Origin of the sequence: Pseudomonas sp. NPDC089530 (assembly GCF_050280705.1) — a bacterium.
Classification (GTDB): Bacteria; Pseudomonadota; Gammaproteobacteria; order Pseudomonadales; family Pseudomonadaceae; genus Aquipseudomonas.
Genome location: NZ_JBNNVU010000028.1, coordinates 1 through 24,242, shown reverse-complemented (window position 1 = coordinate 24,242; position 24,242 = coordinate 1). Strand labels below are relative to the sequence as shown.

General features: G+C 47.5%; 21 protein-coding genes and 1 pseudogene. All 22 read right to left on the bottom strand.

Features of this window, described 5'->3' with window-relative positions; all coding sequences use genetic code 11:
* Nucleotides 1-48 precede the first annotated feature (48 nt).
* A complete protein-coding gene (locus ACQKQA_RS13290; RefSeq protein WP_427557854.1) occupies nt 49-2,043 on the bottom strand; it encodes a polysaccharide biosynthesis protein in 1,995 nt (664 codons plus the stop codon).
* An 88-nt stretch (nt 2,044-2,131) separates the two neighbouring features.
* A complete protein-coding gene (locus tag ACQKQA_RS13285; RefSeq protein WP_427557851.1) occupies nt 2,132-3,163 on the bottom strand; it encodes an MraY family glycosyltransferase in 1,032 nt (343 codons plus the stop codon).
* Entirely contained in the window at nt 3,163-4,125 is a 963-nt protein-coding gene (locus tag ACQKQA_RS13280) for a UDP-glucose 4-epimerase family protein (RefSeq protein WP_427557848.1), read from the bottom strand. The genes ACQKQA_RS13285 and ACQKQA_RS13280 overlap by 1 nt, the downstream gene beginning before the upstream one ends.
* Nucleotides 4,125-5,378, bottom strand: coding sequence for a glycosyltransferase family 4 protein (locus tag ACQKQA_RS13275; RefSeq protein ID WP_427557845.1), 1,254 nt, complete (start codon nt 5,376-5,378; stop codon nt 4,125-4,127). Before ACQKQA_RS13275 ends, ACQKQA_RS13280 begins: the two co-directional genes overlap by 1 nt.
* A gap of 14 nt (nt 5,379-5,392) precedes the next feature.
* The gene (gene wecB / locus ACQKQA_RS13270; protein WP_427557842.1) at nt 5,393-6,523 is read right to left on the bottom strand and encodes a non-hydrolyzing UDP-N-acetylglucosamine 2-epimerase; all 1,131 of its coding nucleotides are present in this window, start codon (nt 6,521-6,523) and stop codon (nt 5,393-5,395) included.
* A 26-nt stretch (nt 6,524-6,549) separates the two neighbouring features.
* Entirely contained in the window at nt 6,550-7,662 is a 1,113-nt protein-coding gene (gene wbjC / locus ACQKQA_RS13265; RefSeq protein ID WP_427557839.1) for a UDP-2-acetamido-2,6-beta-L-arabino-hexul-4-ose reductase, read from the bottom strand.
* Between the two features lie 2 nt (nt 7,663-7,664).
* A complete protein-coding gene (locus tag ACQKQA_RS13260; RefSeq protein WP_427557836.1) occupies nt 7,665-8,699 on the bottom strand; it encodes a polysaccharide biosynthesis protein in 1,035 nt (344 codons plus the stop codon).
* 30 nt (nt 8,700-8,729) lie between these two features.
* The gene (locus ACQKQA_RS13255; RefSeq protein ID WP_427557833.1) at nt 8,730-9,512 is read right to left on the bottom strand and encodes an AglZ/HisF2 family acetamidino modification protein; all 783 of its coding nucleotides are present in this window, start codon (nt 9,510-9,512) and stop codon (nt 8,730-8,732) included.
* A gap of 1 nt (nt 9,513) precedes the next feature.
* Nucleotides 9,514-10,128: an imidazole glycerol phosphate synthase subunit HisH gene (gene hisH, locus ACQKQA_RS13250; RefSeq protein ID WP_427557830.1), complete on the bottom strand. Its 615-nt coding sequence runs from the start codon at nt 10,126-10,128 to the stop codon at nt 9,514-9,516.
* Nucleotides 10,125-11,255 carry an N-acetyl sugar amidotransferase gene (locus ACQKQA_RS13245; protein WP_427557955.1) on the bottom strand — a complete coding sequence of 377 codons (1,131 nt, stop codon included), beginning with the start codon at nt 11,253-11,255 and terminating at the stop codon, nt 10,125-10,127. The genes hisH and ACQKQA_RS13245 overlap by 4 nt, the downstream gene beginning before the upstream one ends.
* 28 nt (nt 11,256-11,283) lie before the next feature.
* On the bottom strand, nt 11,284-12,426 hold the full coding sequence (locus tag ACQKQA_RS13240; RefSeq protein WP_427557827.1) for a glycosyltransferase family 4 protein: 1,143 nt from the start codon (nt 12,424-12,426) through the stop codon (nt 11,284-11,286).
* The gene (locus ACQKQA_RS13235) at nt 12,423-13,646 is read right to left on the bottom strand and encodes a glycosyltransferase (RefSeq protein WP_427557824.1); all 1,224 of its coding nucleotides are present in this window, start codon (nt 13,644-13,646) and stop codon (nt 12,423-12,425) included. The genes ACQKQA_RS13240 and ACQKQA_RS13235 overlap by 4 nt, the downstream gene beginning before the upstream one ends.
* Before the next feature lies 1 nt (nt 13,647).
* Nucleotides 13,648-14,955 (bottom strand): hypothetical protein, encoded by a 1,308-nt coding sequence (locus ACQKQA_RS13230; RefSeq protein ID WP_427557821.1) that lies wholly within the window; start codon nt 14,953-14,955, stop codon nt 13,648-13,650.
* Entirely contained in the window at nt 14,945-16,213 is a 1,269-nt protein-coding gene (locus ACQKQA_RS13225) for a lipopolysaccharide biosynthesis protein (RefSeq protein ID WP_427557818.1), read from the bottom strand. Before ACQKQA_RS13225 ends, ACQKQA_RS13230 begins: the two co-directional genes overlap by 11 nt.
* A 52-nt stretch (nt 16,214-16,265) precedes the next feature.
* Nucleotides 16,266-17,366 carry a DegT/DnrJ/EryC1/StrS family aminotransferase gene (locus ACQKQA_RS13220; protein ID WP_427557815.1) on the bottom strand — a complete coding sequence of 367 codons (1,101 nt, stop codon included), beginning with the start codon at nt 17,364-17,366 and terminating at the stop codon, nt 16,266-16,268.
* Entirely contained in the window at nt 17,363-18,247 is an 885-nt protein-coding gene (locus ACQKQA_RS13215; RefSeq protein WP_427557812.1) for a hypothetical protein, read from the bottom strand. Before ACQKQA_RS13215 ends, ACQKQA_RS13220 begins: the two co-directional genes overlap by 4 nt.
* Nucleotides 18,248-18,270: 23 nt before the next feature.
* Entirely contained in the window at nt 18,271-19,224 is a 954-nt protein-coding gene (wbpB, locus tag ACQKQA_RS13210) for a UDP-N-acetyl-2-amino-2-deoxy-D-glucuronate oxidase (protein WP_427557809.1), read from the bottom strand.
* Nucleotides 19,225-19,304: 80 nt separating this feature from the next.
* On the bottom strand, nt 19,305-20,618 hold the full coding sequence (gene wbpA / locus ACQKQA_RS13205; protein WP_427557806.1) for a UDP-N-acetyl-D-glucosamine 6-dehydrogenase: 1,314 nt from the start codon (nt 20,616-20,618) through the stop codon (nt 19,305-19,307).
* Between the two features lie 669 nt (nt 20,619-21,287).
* Entirely contained in the window at nt 21,288-22,325 is a 1,038-nt protein-coding gene (locus ACQKQA_RS13200) for an LPS O-antigen chain length determinant protein WzzB (protein ID WP_427557803.1), read from the bottom strand.
* Nucleotides 22,326-22,745: 420 nt separating this feature from the next.
* Nucleotides 22,746-23,042: an integration host factor subunit beta gene (gene ihfB, locus ACQKQA_RS13195; RefSeq protein ID WP_201189606.1), complete on the bottom strand. Its 297-nt coding sequence runs from the start codon at nt 23,040-23,042 to the stop codon at nt 22,746-22,748.
* A gap of 180 nt (nt 23,043-23,222) precedes the next feature.
* Complete coding sequence (locus ACQKQA_RS13190) at nt 23,223-23,504, bottom strand: hypothetical protein (RefSeq protein WP_427557799.1); 282 nt, start codon at nt 23,502-23,504, stop codon at nt 23,223-23,225.
* 189 nt (nt 23,505-23,693) lie between these two features.
* Nucleotides 23,694-24,155 (bottom strand): annotated as a pseudogene (locus tag ACQKQA_RS13185) (S1 RNA-binding domain-containing protein); the annotation flags it as partial.
* Between the last annotated feature and the right edge of the window lie 87 nt (nt 24,156-24,242).

The following is a 24,242-nucleotide window of genomic DNA, read 5'->3' as shown; positions in this document are numbered from 1 at the left end:
TGATGCCACAGGCAAGTCAAAAGCGACTGGGTTACAACGTATGTAGACTCAGGGCTCGAGGCGACGCTGCTGGTAGATCCAGTCGACGATATCGCCATCGGGGGTGTAGCCGCTGACGGTGTCACGCAGCAACTGGCGAACACGTGCATAGTCGTCCTGATCAACTGCGTTGAGTAACTCGGTCAGTTTGATCTTCAATACATCCCAAGACAGGCAATCCTCGTTGGCACTCATGATCATGGGGTGCTGTGTGGCTGCCACGTTGTCACCGATCAGCAACTCTTCGTAAAGCTTTTCACCCGGGCGCAGACCGGTGAACTCGATAGAAATGTCGCCATGCAGGTTTTTTTCCGAACGAACACTCAAGCCGGACAAATGAATCATCTTCTCGGCAAGCTCGACAATCCTCACTGGTTCCCCCATGTCCAGGACAAAAACATCCCCTCCCTGCCCCATGGAACCTGCTTGGATGACCAACTGTGCAGCTTCGGGAATGGTCATGAAGTACCGAGTGATCTTGGGGTGGGTTACTGTCAGAGGACCGCCCGACTTGATCTGCTTGTGAAACAACGGAATGACCGAGCCGGACGATCCCAAGACGTTACCGAACCGCACCATCGTGAAGCGCGTCTTGTTCACACGTGAAACATTGGTCGTTTCACCGAACAGTATTGGCGCCAACTCTCGACTGAGTGCCTGCAATGTCAACTCGGCAAGACGCTTGGTGCTGCCCATTACATTAGTCGGACGTACGGCCTTATCAGTCGAGATCAATACAAAGTTGGCGACACCTGCCTGAAGCGCCGCCTGAGCCGTATTAAGCGTGCCGATCACATTATTGAGCACGCCTTCGGCAATGTTGTGCTCAACCATTGGCACATGCTTGTACGCTGCAGCGTGATATACCGTGTCCACATGCCAGGACTTCATAACATCCAGCAATTTATCTTGGTTCCGTACAGAACCAAGAATAGGCAAAAGGCGAGTCGACAAGGACTCTCGAGCAACTCGTTGTTCCAGTTCAGACAAGATATTGTAGAGATTGAACTCACTGTGTTCAAACAGTAAAAGCGTAGTGGGACGTAGTGTCAGGATCTGGCGGCAGAGTTCAGACCCGATAGATCCTCCAGCTCCCGTAACCAACACGGACTGCCCCTTGATGCAACGCTCGAGCAAATCACCCTGGGCAGGGACCGCATCACGGCCAAGCAAGTCAGCAATGTCTACTTCCTGAATGTCGTCGACCTTGACCCGACCACTGGCCAAGTCCATGAAACCTGGGACGCTACGGACATGTAGTGGGAAACCTTCGAGAAAGCCAAGGATTTCGCGACGACGACCACGGTTGGATGACGGAATAGCAAGGAGAATTTCCTGAGCGCCGGTGTTGTCGATCATCTGCTGGATGTGTTTGGGCTTATACACCTGCAAACCGGAAATAACCCTGCCGGCAATTCCACTATCATCGTCGATAAAAGCGACCGGGCGCATGACCCGCCCCATCCGCAAGGCAGCAACGAGTTGATTACCCGCAGCGCCTGCGCCATAAATAGCGACTTTCGGTAAACCGTCATCCCTATTGGTAAATGGAACGTGCTGCGCAGCACTGAACCAGTCACCCAAAAAGTACTGGCGCATGGCCAAGCGCAATCCCCCGATCATGATCAGGCTCAACCACCAATAGTTGAAAATGATCGAACGAGGAACGACATTCTGGTGATTACTGTACCAATAGACAACAACTCCAAGTACCAGTGATGACAAGCTAACCGCCTTGATGATTGCTATCAGGGCATCGTTTCCAAAGTAGCGCATCACCGCACGGTACATGCCGAAACGAATGAACAACGGGATAGCAACAATAGGCGCCGCTAAGAAAAGCCAGAAATGATTGCTGATAGGGTTGACCATTTCGTCGATGCCAAGACGAACGGCAAACGCCAGCAATAGCGCCACCCATACCAGCAAAATGTCGGCCGAAACTTGAAGAAGTCGCTTCTGGCGTCGCGGTAAATCTAGCAATAGTGTGCGTAACTTATTCATAACTCCGTCAGACACCTTGAACGCTCCCCTATTGACATATTTGACTGGTGTACGTCTCATGGCGCACGCATCATCTCAAGAAAAAACATCAGCTACCGAGCGTCTGGTTTTTCTCAATTTCACCTGCATGAAATTTTACAGCAAGAATTATCAGAGGGATGTACGCGATAATCAAACCCAGCGCACCATCCAGCCCAAAATAGGTAACGCAAAACGCGATAGGCCATAACCAGCCGATATTAATTACTCCGACCGCCAGAGTGACGGGCAGGTGCTTGCGATATTTTCGTGACGCAAACTGATACGCGTGACTGCGATGAGCTTCGTAAACCTTGTCACCGCGTATCAGACGCCGGATCAGGGTGAACGTCGCATCCACAACGAATACTCCTAAAAGTATCAGCCAAACCCAGAGTAATTGTGGCGAAGTCCAGGCGGACTGAATGGATACAACTCCAAGCACCATACCCAAAAAACCGCTCCCCGCATCCCCCATGAAAATGCGTGCAGGTGGGAAGTTCCAGAAAAGAAACCCGCCTACCGCCATAGCTAGTATCAGCGGAGCCCAAATCTGACTCTCGAAACCACTAAGCCAATAGAGCAGACAAGCGCCTAAGCATGCTGACATCGCCTCCACGCTAGCGATGCCATCGATTCCGTCCATGAAGTTGTACAAATTGAGCATCCAGACAAGGTACAAGGCGGCCAATACATAACCCAACCAACCTAAATCCAGACTGACCCCGAACAAAGTTATAGCAGGCAAACCGCCCAACCAGAACAACGCCCAAACCGCAGCGCAAAAATGCCCAAGCAAACGCCAACGAGCAGCAATATGGCCGTGATCGTCCATAAATCCGATCACGGCTACCAGCGCACCAGCACCGCCTATGGCGATCAGCGCTGCTGTAGGTACCAACTGCGCCCAAGCCAAAACTGGCAGTACCAACAAAAATGCGAGGACAATTGCGACTCCCCCTCCTCGAGGAGTGGGTATCGAATGAGAGCTTCGAGAGTTCGGAATATCAACAATGCTGCGGGCCAGGGCATAACGTCGCAATACCGCAGTCAATATCAACGAAGCACCAGCCACTGCCGGAATCAACCACCAATAGATCATTATATTTTACTTTCTCGAAAATATTGTGCAGTAGCTTTCAGCGCGTCATCTACAGAGATCGGTGGAGACCAGCCAAGCAGGGAGCGTGTTTTACTGATATCAACCCGCAACGACCCACACAACCGATTTGATAGAGCCTTTCTGCCCAACAATGTCGCTCCACCGCCTAACACCCAGGAAGGTATTGGCAAAAGGCGCGCCGGCCGTCCAAGAGCAAATGCCATTTTTCGCAGCAGTTGCGTTGTAGAAAGATCTTCGCCATCACTAACCAGAAAGGTCTGATTGGCGGCCGCAGGGTGATCGATGCAGGTGAGGATCAAATCCACCAGATTATCCAGAGCGACCAAACTGCGACTGTTGTGAATTGATCCAAAAGGCAAAGGAACACCTTTATCAAGCCATTGCATCATATTCCGGAAATTAGCTTTCACCCCCGGGCCGTAAACTAATACTGGCCGGATAGTAACAACTTCCATTCCGGTTTCAGCTGCGAGCGCACTAAGTCCCTGCTCGGCCTCCATCTTGGAGATCCCATAGGGATCCACTGGAGCAGGAGCATCCTCCGGTGAATAGGCGGTATTTGGCAGAGTGCCTTCTCCGTTTACCTTGATCGAACTGATAAAGATAAAACGTCGGACGCCGGCAGCTGCGGCATGACGCGCCAGATTCAGCGTACCCTCCACATTGATCTGCCGAAATGCTGCCAAGGGGTCGGCTTCCGTATCATTCATTACATGAACACGAGCTGCCGAATGTATGACAACGTCAACGCCGACAAGACTCTCCTGCCAGTCGGTGGTTCCATCAATATTGTCTACGTGGATCTTCGCAACATGCCCCTCAAGCACATTCGCCCCTTTACGTAAAGCGGCCATAACAGTGAAGTTTTTGGTAAGCAAACGGCTGAGAATTGCTCCGCCAACGAAACCGGTTGCACCGGTTAAAAATACGGATTTCGACATTACTTGACATCCTTTCGTAAAGTCCCGGCACGGAACAGCGCTTCCAAGCGCTCCAAAAGAGTAACTTTCGAAAAGTGACTCAAATAATACGAACGGCCAGCCTGCCCCATCGTTTCGCGCTGAGCAGAATCAGTCATTGCCAATCTAAGGGTAATTTGCGCAAGCCCTTGGGCATCACCAGAGGAACAAGAGAAACCGCAACCAGACTCTTCGATTATTCTCGCGGCCTCACCATTGATCATTCCTAGAACTGGTTTGCTCGACGCCAGATAAGCTTGGACTTTTCCAGGAACAGTTTTCTCGAACACATCGTTGGTTTTTAGCGAAACAAGTAATGCATCGGCACTAGCAAAGATCTCAGGCATGGCGCTTAGTGGGTGTCGCCCCAACAGCTGCACATTTTTCAAGCCTCTTGATTCGACTTGCTCGGCCAACCACTTACTCATGCGCCCGTCCCCTACGATCACCCAGCGTACTGAAGCGCTATTCTTCAATGACTCTGCTGCATCCAAAACTGCCGGCAGGTCTTGTGCTTCGCCCAGGTTTCCAGCGAAAACGACAGTGAAGGTATTATCATCGCGTTCGAGCAAATTCGATGTTTTTTCTGGGGAACCTGAAAAATCATCTTCCGCCCAACTCGGGAAATAAACCAATCGTTCTGGAGAAATTTCTTTGGTGCAGTATTGCTTTACATTGCTTAAGAAACCTTTTGACTGTAAGAGCAAGTAGTCAGCACGATTATAGATCCATGAGACTACTCTCCCAACCATAGCCAACATAGTGGGATGTCGGAGCACCCCGACAGCTCGAAGGGTTTCCGGCCAAAGGTCAAGAATCCAGATATAAACCGGAACTCTTTTCATGCGCCCAATTAAAACCGCAGGAATCGCAGCCATAATTGGAGATACCGCATACACGAAAACAGCATCGAACTTGTTTTTACGAAGCTTCACAACACCTAATGTGGAAGCGCTGATAAAAAAAGAAAGATAGTTCAGTATCAAGCTGATACTTCTTTTGCCACGTGAGACCAGCGGAACTCGGACTATACGTGCACCGAAGTAATTCTTGAAGCCCTCTGGATTGGTTTTATACTCAGAGAAAACCTTGCCTTCAGGATAGTTTGGCCATCCCGTCAAGACAGTTACCTCATGACCTTTTTCCGAAAAATCGCGAACCAAATCATTGATCCGCATATTTTCAGGCCAGAAATACTGAGTAACCACTAAAATCCTTAATTTACTTTCAGTCATTCCCACAGCTCAACTCAGTATTTTTTCCAAACTACTCGATTTACATAGTCAAGATAGCTGTGAACAATCCTCACTACTTTATCGGCCACATTGGGCATACTGTAGTCTGCCACCAGCCTCAAACTGCGTATTTCACCTCGGCTTTGACCATCCAGCACCTGCAGGGCTTGCATCACTCGCTCGATTTCGAGGCCAACCATCATCACAGCGGCTTCTTCCATGCCCTCTGGACGCTCATGCGCCTCCCGGATATTCAATGCAGGGAAATTGAGAATTGACGACTCTTCATTGATTGTACCACTATCAGAGAGTACTGCTTTTGACTCAAGCTGCAACTTGTTGTAATCCATGAAACCAAGCGGTTTTAGCAGGCGAACATTCTTGTGAAACTTTATCCCCATGGCATCGACACGTTTCTGTGTCCGTGGATGAGTGGAGACAATTACCGGATAGTCATAGTGTGCCGCGACTGTATTCAGTACTTGGACGAGCTTGCCAAAATTAGTATCTGAGTCAATATTCTCTTCACGGTGCGCACTGACGACAAAAAACTTGCTCTTCTCAAGCCCGAGTCGCTCCAGCACATCCGACGAGTCGATGCCCTCACGGTAGTAGCTAAGCACTTCAAACATCGGGCTACCGGTCTTGATAACCCTATCTGGCGACAACCCTTCACGTAGCAGGTAGTCACGCGCGATGGTGCTGTAGGTCAAATTAATATCTGCTGTGTGATCCACAATACGTCGGTTGATTTCTTCGGGCACACGCATGTCGAAACATCGGTTACCAGCCTCCATGTGGAAGGTTGGAATCTTGCGACGCTTAGCTGGAATGACGGCCATGCAGCTATTGGTATCGCCCAAGACCAGTAGCGCGTCCGGCATAATTTCTGCTAGTACACGGTCGACCGAAATGATGACATTCCCTATCGTTTCTGCGCCCGTCGTGCCGGCAGCACTCAGAAAGTGATCCGGCTTACGGATACCAAGATCCTGAAAGAAAATCTCATTCAGTTCGTAATCATAATTCTGACCTGTGTGTACCAAGACATGATCACAGTGTTCGTCCAGTGCCGAAATGACACGTGATAGGCGAATAATTTCGGGACGTGTCCCAACAACAGTCACTACTTTCAACTTCTTCATCACAATCCTCTACCTAATCATCAGCCTCAAGGGCTCAGTGGCAACGCGAAGGTATCCGGATGTTCGCGGTCAAAAATCTCATTGGCCCACAGCATCACAATCATTTCGTCGCTGCCGACATTGGTGATGTCATGTGTCCAGCCGGGGACAGTTTCTACAATCACCGGCTGCTCACCTGTAGTTTGCAGTTCGTAAAATTCGCCCGAAATGATCTGACGAAAGCGAAAGCGAGCGTGGCCCTTGATGACAAGAAACTTCTCGGTCTTGGTGTGATGATAATGACCACCACGAGTAATCCCTGGGTGAGCGGTAAAATAGGAAAACTGGCCTGCAGTGGGTGTCTTCAGCATTTCCACAAATACGCCACGAGGGTCGCCGTACTTGGGAACTTCGTAGGTAAAAGACTCTGGGGGCAGGTAACTGAGATAAGTCGAGTACAGCGCTCTGGTCAAGCCTGTTCCAACAGCCTCGCTGATCAGTGTCGAACGACTGTCACGGAACGCTTGTATTTTCTCCGCTACAGCACCGACGGTCGTGGAGTACACAGGTTGAACCTGTGCATGACGGTCTGGAGGGGTGCGACCGTCCAGAATGTCGATGAAATGCCGTATCACATCATCGACATAGACCAAATTGATCGCTGCCCGTTCATCATGAACACTGATGGGTAAACCACGTGAAATATTATGGCAGAACGTCGCTACCGCCGAATTATAGTTCGGCCTGGCCCACTTCCCAAAAACATTGGGAAGGCGAAAAACATGCAGATCAATCGCATGCTTGTCTGCCAGATCATTGAGTGCCTGCTCTGCCGCTAGCTTGCTGACACCGTAAGGATTGTCACAGTCGGCCTGCGTAGACGATGTATATACAACCGATAGCTTGCGCCCACTAGCAGCTACAGCATCACAGAGCAACTGCGTGAGATCACTGTTGCCACTCTTGAACTCTGCTGGATCCTGAGGGCGATTTACCCCAGCCAGATGGAAGACACAATCAGCCTCAGCAACCAGCGTCTTAAGCAATGCACTGTCGTCGTTTCGGCCGAAACGCAAAATCTCGATATCACTGCGCTCACGCAAATGGGCTTCAAGATTCTTGCCAATAAAGCCGTTTATACCGGTAATCAGGACCTTCATCTTCACTCCTCTGGCGTAGCATATTCGCCACGCTGGATAGCTCGGATAAAATCCAGCTTAAGTAACAATTTTTGCATGCCCGCGACATCAAGACGTTCGGTGTTATGGGAATTATAATCTTCCATCCGGGAGATTTTTTCCTCACCTTGCTCGACAAATTTACTGTAATTCAGGTCTCGAAGATCGGGTGGAACGCGGAAGTACTCCCCCATGTCCTCAGCACAAGCCATTTCTTCGCGACTCAACAGCGCTTCATACAATTTCTCGCCGTGCCTGGTGCCAATAATCTGAATAGGATGCTCAGACTTCCCAACCATCTGAGTTAAGGCTCGCGCCAGTGTCTCGACAGTGGCCGCCGGGGCCTTCTGAACAAACAAATCGCCGTTGTTGCCATGCTCGAACGCATACAAAACCAGATCGACTGCATCGGCCAGAGTCATCATGAAACGTGTCATGTTCGGATCGGTGATCGACAGCGGAATTCCCGCCCGGATCTGCTCAATGAACAATGGAATCACCGAACCACGGGAAGCCATGACGTTTCCATAACGGGTGCCACAGATAACTGTTTTCGTATCATCAACATTGCGGGACTTCGCGACCATGACCTTTTCCATCATGGCTTTTGAAATTCCCATTGCATTAATGGGATAAACCGCCTTGTCGGTGCTCAGGCAAACAACCCGCCGAACCCCATTTTGAATGGCTGCTTCGAGAACATTATCGGTGCCAATAACATTCGTCTTTACTGCTTCCATCGGATGGAACTCGCAAGACGGGACCTGCTTCAATGCCGCCGCGTGAAAGATGTAGTCCACCCCTCGAGTCGCGTTGAGGATGCTCTGATAATCTCGTACGTCACCAATATAGAATTTCAGCTTGCTGTTGACATAGCGCTTGCGCATGTCATCTTGCTTTTTCTCATCACGGCTGAATATCCTAATTTCAGCAATATCCGTATCAAGAAAGCGCTTGAGTACCGCGTTGCCAAAGGAACCCGTGCCGCCAGAAATGAGAAGTTTTTTTCCACTGAACATAATGAGTCCTGAATCTGATGCGAGCTGGTATCAGCTCGATCGCAAGGCTGAGTAGACGACATCAGCCTTCTGCTGATCGCTCGGATAACTGATGAGAACGGCTCTATAAGGGCCTTTGAAAACGAAGAAGCTACCAGCAGCCACACCGACCACGCCGCATTTGGCGACGACGCTGTGCATGTCTTCAAGAGAACCGCCACCGCCTAAAACAGTGATCGGTATATTGACCGTTTCCCGAAGCTTTGCGGCCAGGGTGAGATCATACCCCTTCATCCGCCCGTCATTTTCGATGGCGTTGATAACAATCTCACCGGCACCCAACTGCTGCAGTTCTAACGCGACTTCCAGAACGCCGCGCTTGGTATTACGCGTGCCGTTATGGGTCCAGACATCCTGGCTTTTGCTAAGCATGCGCGGCTTGTGATCAAGGACCACAACGACGCTCTGGCGGCCGATCTCTTCGGCAATCCTGGTAATCAGCATCGGGTCATCTAGCGCTGCAGAGCTGATCGCGACTTTTTCTACCCCCAGGCTGATGATTTTTTTAGCCTGCTCAGCCGTGCGGATACCGCCACCGTAGCAAAGAGGCATGCGGCACTCAGCAGCCAGATTGGCGATTTGCTTGTAATTGGGCTCAACGCCTTTTACCGAGGCATCAATGTCCAATACGATCAGCTCATCGGCCTCTTTTTCATTAAAGATTTTCACTGCATTGATCGGGTCCCCTACGTACTTGGGGTCCTTGAAGCGGACGGTTTTCACCAGACCGCCATCCTGAATCAACAAGCATGGAATGATTCTGGGCCTGAGCATCTCAAAGTTCCGCGAAGTTTTTCAAAAGGGCCGCCCCAAAGTGATGGCTCTTTTCGGGATGGAACTGCACGCCAAACACATTACCTTCGGCGACAGCACAGACAAAGTCCTGACCATAGGACGCAGAGGCAATACTGCCGCCGCCCCCTTCACAATCGAAAAAGAAAGAGTGCAGAAAGTAAAATCTTGCATCCTCTTCCAGGCCTTTAAAAAGCGGTACATCCGGCCAAGGGCGTACATCGTTCCAGCCCATATGCGGCAATGGAATTCCCTTGAGTTCGGGTACATCCGCAAATGCCTTCACTCGGCCCTTGACCCAGCCAAGCCCCGGCAACAGACCTTCATCACTGGCGGACGCAAGTATCTGCATGCCAACACAAATCCCAAGAACCGGAACACCTTGCTCTCGCACCAACCTTTCAAGGGTCGGACGCATGCCCGAAGCGTCGAGACGCTCCATCGCATGATCGAAAGCGCCAACGCCCGGGAGGATCAATCGCGTCGCACCTTCAAAGTCTGCCGGCTGCCTTGCTATCGTCACTGGAATATTCAGGCGTTTGTAGACATTGACGAACGCCTGAATATTACCCAATCCGTAATCGATGATAGTGATCATCTGAACAGTCTTCTCTCCAATCCCAAGGCGCTCATTACACGCGAACCGACACCAATGAGGAAGCGCTTGTTGCGGTAATCGCGGTAGGTTTTATTTTCGCCGTCGAAAATTTCCTGAAGCTGCTCCACAGAAAGATCAAGCTTGTTCGCCACATACTCAAACTCGCCCTTGAGAAACTGTTCATCCAGTTCAGGTCTGGAAATTCTCTCCAAAGCATCTTCGCGAGTCAGCTGACCTGTCATGATCAAGCTGGAGAAGTGAGCTCGTCGCTTCTCGTAACCAAATTTACGAGGCATCCAATAGTCTTCGTAAAAACGGGTAAAACGAGACTCATGGTGCTTGTGCTGGAATTTCTTCCAACCATATAGCTGTTCCAAGGTTGCCTCGGCATCCTTTTTGATGTAAGGAACGAGATTCAGCGGTTTGACAACCTCCATACCCAGGATCCGCTGATAAAAAATCTTATAAATTAAAATATCGGTCAAAGGGAAGCTATTGAGCTTGCGCTTGCCGAAACGTCCGTGAATGTCTTTAAAAAGGGTCTTATCGATTCCTGGATAACCGCCCCATTCTTCAGGCTCACGACAACATTCCGTAGAAAAATTCCCTCCGGTCAGTACATACTTGATTCGATGTTCACGCGCAAATTTATAAAGACCCGAGAAAAAAGCCGCATCCTGTGGCAGGTCCTGATCCGAGATCTGCGAACGGAAAAAAGACACTTGTAGGTCCTTCATCTCCTCCCAGTTGATCACATTCGTGTACAAATCAAGACCCAGCCCATCGACCAGTTTTTCGATATTGCCCACCGCCTGATCAGTGTTCCAACCGGCATCAACGTGAAAGAGTAACGGCCGCAGCCCCATCTTTACCTTGGCAACATAGGCTGCATAGGAGCTATCCAACCCTCCGCTCAGACCAATAATGCAATCGAAATCCTTGCCACGGCCATGGGCTTTGATCTTCTCGGCCAAAGCCATCAATTCGGCTTCTCCGCGCTGATCCGTGTGCCAATTAGGCAGAATACTAGTGCGGTAGTTATTGCAATACTCACACACCCCTGAATCATCAAACTTAATGTGAGGATCACTGGTGTCCATGATGCAACTGGAACAAATTTGATACATAATTTTCCCTTCCACCAAGAGTCACACCTTAAACATATAGGCGCGCTGCAAGAATTTTATAATCCAACAAGGACCGGGCAAGCTCGAAAGAACACTCACTCATATCATTCAACAATACCGGATTGGCTGCTATCCGCTCAAAAACCGTTACAAAATCAGCAGCTTCCTTTACCCAAAAGCCGTTTCCGTTCACATAAGGCTCGTGGCTTGGGTAAGGATAAAGCGCCACCGGTGCACCACAGCAAATTGCATTCTGCATGGTTGCCGATTGTGTGCCCGGCTGAAAATAGAGATTGGCTGAGCTCAAATACTTTATGAGCTCTTCTGCTGGCTTCCACCCTGCGAAGACTATCCGCGGATCCGCATCAATCAACGGACGCAGTGTTGCCAACTGGTCTGAAGGGATCGAGCCAACGATCAGAAGCTTCAAGTGGTCTGCTGCAACAGATGAGAAAGCATGAATAATATGCTCTGTTCGCTTGCCTGGTTCTAATTTTCCAGAATGGACGATTATTATATCTTCCTCTGAAAGGAGGTGCCTCGCTCTGATCTCCTTGGAGAATTTTTCTTTCTCCTCATAGGTAACGACCTGACCACCCAACGGATAAAATTCGAGTTCAGTCTTTCGCAGACCGTACATTGCCTGCAAAAAATGGCTCGTCTCATAAGAAAGATAAAGAAATTTATCAACAAATGGCTTTACACGTTCAACTATCAACCGATTAAATATACGATACTGAAAAAAACGAGAAATCCAATTTTTCCCAGAATTATGAAAATCCTCATGACTGTCTATATACAATCGAACACCCGGAGTGTTTTTCTTATACTTTGCGACTGTCAACATCTCCCAACCTGCCACACCATGAAACAGTATTACATCAGGGCGAATACTTTCGATGAGCATGTACAGCCCACTGACTTTGCGAACTTTAGATGATAAAAAATCGCTCAATAATCGGACATACTTCATTCGCACCAAACGAATACCATTATCAAGAATACGATCCTCTTCGTCTGTAGGCACCAACTCTCCGCTTTTATATTCAAAGCAGTCACTTACCACAACCACCTTATGACCATCCAGCGCATTTTGTAAGGGCAGCAAATTATCTTGATATGTCATACCTTCGGTATAATGCGAAGCTAAGCAAACGTGCAAAATTATCATACTGCTTCCTCGGCAATATACTCATCGGCATAGAGCCTCAGATATGACTCAAACATTTTTTCCTTACTGTATCGTTTCGACGAGAACTCCACACATTCCTGAGCATTACGAAATGAAGAAGAACCGCCCAGAAACTCAGAAAGAGATTTTTTAAGAGCAGCCATATCAGCATATTCAACAAAGTGGCCATACCCTTCGGGAGCAACCTCAACTGGAGCTCCCGAATCAAACCCCAAAACTGGAGTTCCGCATGCCAGACTTTCAACAGTGACAAGAGAGAAGGTTTCTTTCTTACTTGGTAATAACGTCAAAGCAGCCATCGAGTAATAGGCAGCTAACTCAGCCTGATCCGTCAACAGAGGAAGCGCTATTACATTTTCCCCAAAAGATTGAGTAAGATCGCTAACGCCAATCAAGATAAATTTTACTGGCTGCCCCACAAAGAAACTCGCCAGCTCAACAATCCAGCGCCCCCCTTTCCCCTCGGACATGAGATCAGGCGCTACGGCCAATAATACCATTTCGTCCTTCAGGCCATGTCGCGCTTTCAAAAACCCATAATCTTTTATGCAAAATAGCTCCGTATCGATACCATTATAGATAACTTCAATACGCTTCTCTCTTAAAAAAGATTGCGAAACCCTGTCAGCCAACCAAGTAGAAGGGGTAACTATGGTAATATTATCGAACCCTGTAAAAAGCTCTTTTTTTTCATTTTGCATTTCCTTAGAAAAATCAAAAATCAAACTTTTAGGGTATTCTCTTAACTGAGGACAGTTATGGCAGGTAGTTTTCCAACGCTCACAATCATTCGCATGCCCGCAGCGCCCTGTGTACATGAACTCACAATGAAAAGTCCACACAACCTTTATGCGCCTTGCTTTCAAGTAGCCTACAAAGTCAATAATATTTACGTAGTAACCATGCAGTTCGTGCAAATGAACAACATCTGGGGAAAAATCCTCCACCATTTCAATAAGCTTTCTAGTTGCAAAAGGAGAAAAATACCCTACCAACCCAGTTAGCCGAGCCAAGCCGGCATGCGCGATCACCTCCGCATTAGATGCAATTTTTTCTACATCTGAAGCATCACTTTCTACGCCCCGCCCGAAGCACACCAGAACATCATGCCCTTTCTTTTGAAGCCCGACCTTCAAATCATGAACAATTTTTCCAGTGCTTGAATGCTGATAATTAACATCAACTAGTAGAACTCTCACCTTACACCTCTCTGTTTTTAGCGCCAGAGAAAAACTTGAAAAACAAAATAATAAATACCCCACCAAAAGAAAGGAGCATCGTAAAAAAATGCCCATTGGTTAAAACTATAGCCAACGGTAAGGTTACCAAAATAGAAAATCGACCATCCCATCGAGCAGCTAATTTATTCAACACATATATCCACAACGCCAACGCCACAGCTATACATATAACACCAACTGCTCCGGCGGCCGCAACACCATCTCCGGAGAACAAGTTAGCATTATAATTATTTCCAGACGCATTATATATATATTTACCTACAAGAATACCGAGTTGAGGCCATGCCTCATCAGATGCAAAGTACTTCGGCACATCCACAAAGCTCCCTACTCCCTTGACATGACTCCAATAAGTATAGCCGTATCCACCAAAAAGATTCTCATACAAACTAATAGACAGCCCTGGAAGGGCTAATGTTCTAAACAAGAAATAAATAGCCAGCAGCGAAGCAATATTACTTACGGAGTAAAATACAGATGTAAAAAAAACAAATACAGCTAAACCAATATAAATAAATGCAGAATTACGAGCAAGACCGTCGCACTTCCTCAACATAAAAGCAAACGTCATTATAAGGAAAGGCATCAAGAATATCGTACGCTCCGCAGTAATCATGTACATCAGCAAGAACCCCGAAAAGCCCAATGCAAAATACAGCGGTCTTCTCGTACAAATTCCCAGTGCAAAAACTATCGGAGTGAATACGTTTGAAAAATATGTTTTTACATAAGAAATTCCTCCTCCAACACTACTGGTCTCACTCCGCTGGTCATAAACATTTTCGAGCATTACAAAATTCATCGATCCGTGATACTCATAAATCAAAACAAACGCCAGCAGGCACCAACCTAGCAGAATAAAATATCTACCAAAGACCGATATGGAAACCTTGATATTATTTCCCTGCGTCTTATGGCGCGCCACCAATGAAAGCAAAACAAATGCCCCCGTAAGGGCAAACAGAATAGAACTGTAACGATAAAATCCACCCTCAGTGACCAACAGACAAATAACCACCGCCGGCACAAACACCACACAGTGCAAGATCAAAACAATCACAGCCCCGGGCGTTCTCATCTTTAAGGGCAGAAAAGATGCCGTAATAATAATAAGCGCTAAGCCCACAACAACCTCGTAAACCTCAGGCTCAGCGTATGTAAAACCGTAATAACCCCAAACAGGATACAAGTATTCAACATACGCAAATAGCATAGAAGATGCGTACACCAACACCGAAATAACAAATAACAACCGTTCAACCTTCATAGGCTTGCTGCTTCTTATTTAGGAAAAACTTACCACATGCCATATCCAAAAAATACAAAATAGACATTTGACAGGTGAGACCAATCAGATACTCAAAAAACGAATACTCATGAAAAACCGCTAACCCCATAACAACGCCCGCCGTGATCATACGAAGCAAATGTATCAAGGGGAGGTATATATTTATCCTGAGTATGAGACTAACGCGATCCAGGGGAGTACTTATAAATGAAAAGAATGCAGCCACAGAAAACACTCTTGCATACTGCCCTGCACTTTCCCACTGTTCCCCCAGTACCAGAGGGTATATATAACCTGAAAACGCCACAGCCACAGCATAGATCGGAAAACCAAACAACAACAATCGACTTACCGTCTCCCACCACAAAAATCGTATATCCTTACCTTCTTGAAAATTTTGAGCTGCGCGCTGATAGAATACTTGCCCTATTGCCAGACCTAACAAGCCCGAGGGTAAGAATATAGTGCCCATAACCATGGTGAATTGGCCCAGCGTTTGAACTCCATACTGATAAGATATAAAAAATATTGGAGCTGCCCCGCTGACCGTGGAGAATACATGTGACAACACCATTGCATTAGCCCCCTTGGAATGAAGAGTGCGAGGGTGCTCCTGATCACTTTTCTTGCAAACTTCAACAGAAAGCAATTCGAACAACCGCTTTCTCAAATAGCAGATCTTCCCCAAAGCGCTGAAAAGACTAGTTACCACCAGTCCTATCGTACCAAGCGGAGAAAACAACAAACCCGACCCCACATAAGAAACCTTTCCAACAACCTCTGAAGCAGAAGAGTCCTTGAATCGCCCTTCTCGCTGAACATTATGCTGCAAACCCAATGCTATAGAGATAGAAAAAGCAGTGAGAGGTGCAAGAAGCAAATACCCTCCCAGCCCCTCCGCACCAAAAAGGGTAGCTATATCTTTACCGAACAGGTAAGCAATAACTGTAAGTAAAGCACCGGTAAAAAGCCCAAGCTTTATAATCCAGACAAATAACAATCTTGCTTGATATGAATTACTTAACAGCTGAAAAAAGTACTCGTATCGCCAAGTCATTACTCCAGTTAAAAACATAACCACTTGCAAAAATATACCCTGCAATGCAAAGTCTTGCGGATGGTATAGGCGAGCCAAAATAGGAATACCCAACAGTCCTATTACCTGAGCGACACTATTACCTGACGCCTGTAGAACTACATCGCGCCAATACCTTGACAAGGTCAACTTTTGGCTCAATTTCTCGAATCCAAAAAATTCAAAAAAGCGAAATCTGTAGCTCCCAACAAGCTCACTTGACAGACTCCAACGCACTCATTAAAGCGTTCGCTACCTGAGATACATCCTCAAGACTCAAATAAGGATGCATAGGCAAACTAAGCACCTCTTCAGCCACTCGATCGCCAACCGGTAAATGAACGGTAGCATCGCCCACAGCCGGTTGCTTATTAAGTGGAACCGGATAGTGAACAACTGTTGGAATACCCGAGTCCTTGAGGCTGGATTGAATGATAGAGCGATCAGCTACTCGCACCGTATACTGGGCAAAAACAGAAACATTATAAGGCTCAATGTAAGGTGATGTGAGAACGCCAACTTCCGATAAGGCACTAGAGTAACATTCTGCGATTGCCTGACGCTGTTCAACTTCAGCTTGAAATATTTCAAGCTTCGGTAATAAAATCGCGGCCTGGAGAGTATCTAAGCGGCTATTTACACCCACCCGAATATGGTGATACCGGCGTTCCTGGCCATGTCTGGCCACCTGCCGGATAATTTTTGCCAACTCAGCATCATTGGTAAATAGAGCACCACCATCGCCATAGCAACCCAAAGGCTTACTTGGAAAGAAGCTGGCACAACCTATCGTTGTCAAATTACAAGACTTGCGCCCCTTGTATGTTGCGCCAAAACTCTGGGCAGCATCTTCGATAACTGGAATACCATGACGAGCCGCGATAGCGTTAATAGTGTCATAGTCTGCACATTGCCCATACAATGAAACAGGAATAATTGCCTTGGTGCGCGCAGTAATTGCAGCCTCGAGCCGCGAAGGATCCAAGTTGTACGTCCTTGGATCGATATCCACATATACCGGCTTCGCCCCTAGTAGAGCGACTGTTTCTGCAGTTGCAATATAGGTAAATCCCGGAGTTATAACCTCATCACCCGGACCAATGCCCAAAGCCATTTGAGCGATCTGCAACGCGTCGGTGCCATTGGCAACACTGATGCAATATTTTGCGCCCACAAACGCAGCCAGCCTTTCTTCCAACTCGGTAACTTCTGGCCCTAAAATATACTGACCATGATCCAAAACGCGTTGAATAGCGCTGTCAATTTTTTCGCGCAAAATAACTTGCTGCGCTTTAAGATCAATAAACTCCATCATTCTTTCAAACTCTTCTTCAGGTTTCGAATGAACTTCGTGTGCGGCACAGCAAAGTTACCCGTTACTTTTTCTCCGACACCAACATCTTTTACCACTACAGACCCCAAGGTCACAAATGCACCATCACCAATGGAAATACGATTTGATATCGATGCTTTTGGCCCAATCCACACGTTATCACCCAATGTCACATGCCCCGCCAACATAGCTGCAGCTGCAATCAAACAACGCTTCCCCGACTGAACACCATGAGCATAATGGACAAGTGCATCCAGTTTAGTATCGGCACCTATCACTGTATTACGGTAACTGAACCCCTTGATAATAGTATTATTCGGACCGATCTCTGATCGCTCCTCAACAATAACCTCTCCATCATGAGCAACTGTAAGCATCCCTCTTGAGGTTCTTTTGTGTTCAAATCCATTAACACCTAACACAGCGCCCGCGCGTATTACAGCACCTCTTTTAATCGTGACATCCTCCATGATAATCACGCCAGGCTCGATAACCACATCATCTTCAACAATAACACCAACACTCGCAATGGTCGCCGAGTCGTGAATACTTGCAAAAGCAGAGACAACACTAGTACTCCTAACCTTTACTAGAGCAAGATAATTCACAAGAGTGAAAAAGTACCACTTCGGGTCATCAACCACTAATGCACAAATATCCCCTCTCAAGAGTGACTGTTCACCCTCTCTAACAAAAACAGCTTTCACCTTATCATTTGCATTAACAGTAGAAACATATTTGCTGTTATCCATAAAGGTAAGGACTGACTCGAACGCCTTAGAGTCAGCCACACCGACACCGTCAAAGCAAAGAGCATTGGATTCAAATCCAGTAGCCAATTTTATTAAATCAGAGTCAATCATCAAACAACCTCCCCGCTCAGCAACTATTGACTACTCATCGCTAGCACGAAAGGATGTGCCTCACCATCAGATGGTATGCTAATGGCTGCCTGACGAATATGTTCGACAGTTTCCACGCAATGCCTGGCGTCTTCTATGCCATAACCTCTGCCTGCCAAGATTTCTTGGTAGCTTTTTGTATGCAAATCTGTAAACCCTTCAGAAAACTCTATTTCCTGTCCGTTCGCAGTAATAGATCGATAAGTTGGTTTTTTACCTTTTACCGACTCAGGAAGATCGCCTGCGTCAATTGAAAGAAACCAACGCACTCGAGCCTTTTCATACTCAAGGTAACCGGCCGCCTTATACTCACTGACAAAGTGGACATCATTTCGCTGCAGCTTTCCAAAAATAAAATGCAACATATCATAGAAATGCACACCGATATTTGTCGCAACACCAAAAGACTTGCGAGGGTCGCCTTTCCAGCTTTCCATATACCACTTCCCACGAGAAGTTATATAAGTAAGCTCCACATCATACTTCTCGCCACCACCTTCTCTTTCAACTTTCTCTTTAAGATCAAGAATGGCCTGATGGTGCCGTAACTGCAAAATATTATAAACACGCCGACCAGTTTCAAGCTCAACTAACGCCAACTCATCAAGCACCTCAGTACTTGGCACCAAGGGTTTTTCGCAAATAACATCACAACCTAGTCGCAAACCTGCAACTATATGAGAATGATGCAAATAATTTGGCGAACAGACTGCAACATAATCCAAAGACATTGCCGACTCACGCTTCAGACGAAAAGCATGTTCTTGAAAGCGCTCAAACTCGGTAAAAAACTCACTATCAGGCGAAATGCTATCGATAATCCCGACAGAATCGTTGATATCATAGGCAGAAACCAACAAGTTTCCTGTATCTTTAATCGCACGCATATGGCGTGGCGCGATATAACCGGCAGCGCCGATCAGTGCAAACTTTTTCATAGAGAACTGTTCCGTCTTTAAGTTCGACCCCGACCAAAATCAATAATTCTGGTCGGATACATCACTATAAATTAAGTGGGTCAGGCTTTTATTATATTCGGGGCCATTGCTCGATACTTACCACGACTATCGACAATCAACCGCGCCGAAGACTTGATCAATTCATAGTCAAACTTATCATGATCAGTACTTAGAACTACTGCATCAAACTTTTCAATATTCTCAGCACTAAGCGTCTCACTGCTAAGTTTGAAATGGTGCTCTCTCATGACTGGAAAAACCGGCACGTGCGGATCGCTGTAAGCAATAACGCACCCCTTCTCTTCGAGTAGCTCCATGATTTCTACCGAAGGAGATTCGCGCATATCATCAACGTTCTTCTTGTATGCGATCCCCAAGATCAAAACCTTACTACCCTTCAATGCCTTTCCATGCTCATTCAGTCCATCTACGAGTTTGGAGACCACATACTCTGGCATTGCTTGGTTTACCTCCCCGGACAGCTCAATGAACCGAGTGTGCAAACCGTATTCGCGCGCCTTCCAGGTGAGGTAAAACGGATCAATAGGAATACAATGACCGCCAAGTCCCGGGCCAGGGTAGTACGCAGTGAACCCAAACGGCTTAGTAGCTGCCGCATCTACGACCTCGAAGATATCGATACCCATGCGGTCAGCAACAACTTTCATCTCATTAACCAAACCAATATTCACAGCTCGATGAATATTTTCAAGCAACTTGGTCATCTCGGCGGCTTTTGTTGAACTTACCTGCACGACCTTATCGATAGCCTGCTCGTACAAAGCCACGCCCACCTCAAGGCAATCAGCAGTGTCTCCACCAATGACTTTAGGAATCGTACGCGTCTCGAAATCAGGATTTCCCGGATCTTCGCGCTCAGGCGAATACACCAAGAAGATATCCTTACCGACAGTCAGACCACCTTCCTGAACACGAGGAAGCAATTCTTCTTCTGTAGTCCCTGGATATGTGGTGCTTTCAAGCGAGACAATCTGACCGGCACGAAGATATGGCTTGATCGCATCGGTAGTGTTGATTACGAAACTCATGTCCGGCTCACGATACTTGTTCAGCGGAGTAGGGACACAGAGAATCAAAGCATCGCATTCTGCAGCACGGGCAAAGTCGACAGTTGCTTCAAAACCACTCTTGCGCGCTTCAGAAATTTTGCTGGAGGGAATATGCTCAATGTAGCTTTCCCCTGCATTGAGCTTGACTACCTTACCACTATCAATGTCAATACCCAGTACACGGAAGCCTATAGCGTTGTAACGAAGCATCAACGGCAGGCCTACATAGCCAAGACCGACAATACCAATCAGCGCTTCTTTACTTTTGAACTTGGCGACACTGGCCTGTTTCTGCAGGTGCATCAGGAATACTCCAACTCAGGAAAGGTAAATCTATAAAAACAATTGATTTGGTTGTAGGTCGACTATTGCCTGAGAGATTGCCCCTCCTTCTCCATGCCCTGGCCGCAACACGAATGACTCTCCCCACTTTCCGCCCCTGCCACACCTAAGTGAGCCCACTCATGTGTTGCAAACCACCTCCACCGGCTTGAACCCCACCAGGCGGATACGGTGTAAACGGCCATCAAACCAGCCGTACACGGAAAGCAATCTCATAAAATTCAGGGTGCCGAACCGCTCAAATCTGTGACACAGCATCACAGATGCACCACATCCAAGCAATCAACCCTTACATTATGCAGGAATATACTTGAAGACGCCCACGTGAAAGGACAGAAATACCTTAGCAAATCATCACCCCCCCTTTTTGCCGGACTCAATCCTGACCTCCAGACTGAGGCCCTGCCCTCCCCTCCAGCTCCCTCTCTAGCCCAACAAGACAAAATCCATGACGGATCATGCGAATCCCACCAACACTCCCAAGCCCCCTCGGATATCCATTTTCAGATCAGCCCCCTCCGCTCACCTACAAGCTCCCCACCTGCGAGAAGCACAACTAGATTATCTAGAGTAGAAAAACGAAAACCTTCCCAGCAAAAATTCCAGCACTATCGCTACAATAAACAGAAATCACGACGCCCGTAGGAAATCACGCCCCAAAGCATATACCCCCCCGAAAAACAAACCCAACATCAACCCAGCCAATATCACCATTGCTTTCCGAGGCTTAATAGGGTCCTCTATCTGACTAATAGCGCCATCCATACGATAAACTTCTACCCCCAAAGGCGCAAATGACATTAGTGACCTGTAAAGATCATACTTGGCCTCTTGCCCCCTTAAGGAGATTATAAATGGATCATCCGACTTTCGATTCTCAAGAGCCTGAATTTCCGCCCTAAGCGCTTTAGCCCCCCGCATATAGAGTGGAGTCTCCCGAGAATTAGAGACCTCAACAAACAGCTTTCCCGATACAGAGGGCGAATCCAGAAGACCAATTTCGCTAGCCACCTGCAAAGCTTCTTTCAGCTGGACAATATAATCCGCCCTTTTTTGCTGCCCCCCCTCACGCACAGCGGCAATCTGCTGAGCCAGGTTCATCGCCCTGACTTCAGCTTCGCGAGTTATATTTTTGATTAGCTCGCGCTTAGCCGCCTCTCCAGCACGGATGACGAACTTATCCAGCAGTTCCGCCGACTCAGCAGGGCTATCCCCTTGCATCACGACCTGATATCGCTCTGCAAGGTCTTTCCCAGGCGATGAAATGACCAGTCTCTTAGTGAATTCATTGTACAGCGCCGCCTCCGAACGCTTGCGCCTAGCAACATCCAAAGAAGGCAAATAAATATCATTGAAAAATGATCGACGCACCGACTCAGACTGGAGGTTAAATAAAAAAGTAGAATATATTTCCTTTACAGTAAAATAGGGCAGCTCAGACTCCGAGGTTCGACCATAGTTTAAATTAGAAATATCATCCTGAGTTGGAGGAACAACATACACTTTTGCCTCATAAAGTGGCGCCGCGAAAAACGCATAACACGCTGATAAAAATACAGCCACAAACATAATGCAGGCGATTAATTTTTTTTGCTGCCAAAGTACACAAAAAACCCTCTTAAGATCAATCTCATCAGAATTTGAAAAATCGACGGAACCATTCGACATAAAGAAAACCACTGCTAAATTAATTAATGTTTTTTTTTAAAAAAACCTTTCAGCCACAAGAAAAACCTAACAACGACTTATAACAACGCAAACATTGTAACAACCGACAAAGCCAAGATTGATACATCACATATCCACAAAGAGCTCACCTTCATCATTGCAGTCACCTACATCACTAAGGATATCGCGTACGCTTACGCCTAATAGCAAATCGCAATATCGGACCGACAACCATCCCAAACAACGAAGATAATAGTATTAATGCAGAAATCGGCAAAAGTGGGGCGGACCACCCATAGAGAGACAAAGATACAACCTGCTGATTCTCAAGCACAAAAATCAAAATCGTTAGCGCAGCAACCAACGCCAGCAGAATAAAAATGATGCGAGTAATACCCCCCCCTCCAGACACCTGAGCCATCAGATATCACCCTCTTCATCTTCATTAACCCGATCCCTCAATTCTTTGCCAGGCTTGAAGTGAGGTACAAATTTACCATCGAGGCTCACAGATTGACCGGTCTTCGGATTGCGACCTACACGCGGTGCACGATAGTGCAGAGAGAAGCTGCCAAAGCCCCGGATCTCGATGCGATCTCCGGTTGCCAGGCACTGGGACATTTGCTCGAGCATGGTCTTGATGGCCAGCTCCACATCCTTGGACGAGAGTAGCCCTTGATGGGTGACAATTCGTTCGATCAACTCCGACTTCGTCATATTTTTCCCTTCTTTTTCAAGCAGCTAGACAGCGCTCCAAAGGTTTTAGCACGACCGGCGGGTTTTGAACAGCCCACGTATTGACTTATCTCCTCGCCTTGAGAAGACACCGCAAACAAAGATACTCAGTCGCGCACAAAGCAAAAAACCGACCAATTCGACCTCCTCCGCACCATCCTATTAGTTGCATATGACAAGCATGGTTCGCATGAGATAACCCACAGGATTCCTGCCGAAGGGATAATCCCCCTCTTCATCCTTGGCATCACTGGACCTGGTGATGACCTTGTAGCCATTCCCTCTGCATTCGTGCTCGGCGCGCTTATAGCACTTTTCCCACCCTGACCCAAGGCCGGAACAATCAACCTCAATGCCACTGACACCACGAACCGCATGGGTCTTGGCGTTAGCCGTACACCCCACCAGGATCAGAACAGCAGAAACCACGATGAGATTTTTCATCTACTTCCTTATGCCAGGCACCGCTTGTCATCACTTAGCTTAAGCCCTAAATAGGTAATTGATCCTCCTAGGAAAATAGACACCTCGGAAGCCCTATTGGTTTCCCTCCCTTGATAGGCGTTATCCAAACCCAAATCACAGACACAAAAAAGGGCGACCGAAGTCGCCCTTTTTATGGTCTGACAGAACTTAGTTCTGCTTTTCCATCTGTGCACGCAGCAGGTCGCCCAGAGTGGTAGGACCAGCAGCGATATCCGAAGCAGCTGGCTTGTCGCGCAGGCTCTGGATAGCTTCTTTCTCGTCTTCAACGTCCTTCGACTTGATCGAGAGCTGGATTACACGGCTCTTACGGTCAACGCTGATGATCTTAGCTTCTACTTCTTCGCCTTCTTTCAGAACGTTACGAGCATCTTCGATGCGGTCACGGCTGATTTCGGAGGCTTTCAGAGTCGCTTCGATATCGTTGGCCAGGGTGATGATGGCGCCTTTGGCGTCAACTTCTTTTACAACACCCTTAACGATTGCACCTTTGTCGTTCTCTTGAACGTACTCGGAGAACGGATCGCTTTCCAGTTGCTTGATACCCAGGGAGATACGCTCGCGCTCTGGGTCAACCGACAGGATAACGGTGTCCAGCTCGTCGCCCTTCTTGTGAACCGCGTCATTCATTGACTCTCTCCTTGCTGCTGCCCGGCAATCCATCGGCCAGGCAGGTGTCCTTGATCTGGATGTGCGACA

Bases quoted from the DNA above. Each gene is read 5' to 3' on its own strand.
- ACQKQA_RS13290 (WP_427557854.1), bottom strand. From the start codon at position 2,043: ATGAATAAGTTACGCACACTATTGCTAGATTTACCGCGACGCCAGAAG.
- ACQKQA_RS13285 (WP_427557851.1), bottom strand. From the start codon at position 3,163: ATGATCTATTGGTGGTTGATTCCGGCAGTGGCTGGTGCTTCGTTGATA.
- ACQKQA_RS13280 (WP_427557848.1), bottom strand. From the start codon at position 4,125: ATGTCGAAATCCGTATTTTTAACCGGTGCAACCGGTTTCGTTGGCGGA.
- ACQKQA_RS13275 (WP_427557845.1), bottom strand. From the start codon at position 5,378: ATGACTGAAAGTAAATTAAGGATTTTAGTGGTTACTCAGTATTTCTGG.
- wecB (WP_427557842.1), bottom strand. From the start codon at position 6,523: ATGAAGAAGTTGAAAGTAGTGACTGTTGTTGGGACACGTCCCGAAATT.
- wbjC (WP_427557839.1), bottom strand. From the start codon at position 7,662: ATGAAGGTCCTGATTACCGGTATAAACGGCTTTATTGGCAAGAATCTT.
- ACQKQA_RS13260 (WP_427557836.1), bottom strand. From the start codon at position 8,699: ATGTTCAGTGGAAAAAAACTTCTCATTTCTGGCGGCACGGGTTCCTTT.
- ACQKQA_RS13255 (WP_427557833.1), bottom strand. From the start codon at position 9,512: ATGCTCAGGCCCAGAATCATTCCATGCTTGTTGATTCAGGATGGCGGT.
- hisH (WP_427557830.1), bottom strand. From the start codon at position 10,128: ATGATCACTATCATCGATTACGGATTGGGTAATATTCAGGCGTTCGTC.
- ACQKQA_RS13245 (WP_427557955.1), bottom strand. From the start codon at position 11,255: ATGTATCAAATTTGTTCCAGTTGCATCATGGACACCAGTGATCCTCAC.
- ACQKQA_RS13240 (WP_427557827.1), bottom strand. From the start codon at position 12,426: ATGATAATTTTGCACGTTTGCTTAGCTTCGCATTATACCGAAGGTATG.
- ACQKQA_RS13230 (WP_427557821.1), bottom strand. From the start codon at position 14,955: ATGAAGGTTGAACGGTTGTTATTTGTTATTTCGGTGTTGGTGTACGCA.
- ACQKQA_RS13220 (WP_427557815.1), bottom strand. From the start codon at position 17,366: ATGATGGAGTTTATTGATCTTAAAGCGCAGCAAGTTATTTTGCGCGAA.
- ACQKQA_RS13215 (WP_427557812.1), bottom strand. From the start codon at position 18,247: ATGATTGACTCTGATTTAATAAAATTGGCTACTGGATTTGAATCCAAT.
- wbpB (WP_427557809.1), bottom strand. From the start codon at position 19,224: ATGAAAAAGTTTGCACTGATCGGCGCTGCCGGTTATATCGCGCCACGC.
- wbpA (WP_427557806.1), bottom strand. From the start codon at position 20,618: ATGCACCTGCAGAAACAGGCCAGTGTCGCCAAGTTCAAAAGTAAAGAA.
- ACQKQA_RS13200 (WP_427557803.1), bottom strand. From the start codon at position 22,325: ATGTCGAATGGTTCCGTCGATTTTTCAAATTCTGATGAGATTGATCTT.
- ihfB (WP_201189606.1), bottom strand. From the start codon at position 23,042: ATGACGAAGTCGGAGTTGATCGAACGAATTGTCACCCATCAAGGGCTA.
- ACQKQA_RS13190 (WP_427557799.1), bottom strand. From the start codon at position 23,504: ATGAAAAATCTCATCGTGGTTTCTGCTGTTCTGATCCTGGTGGGGTGT.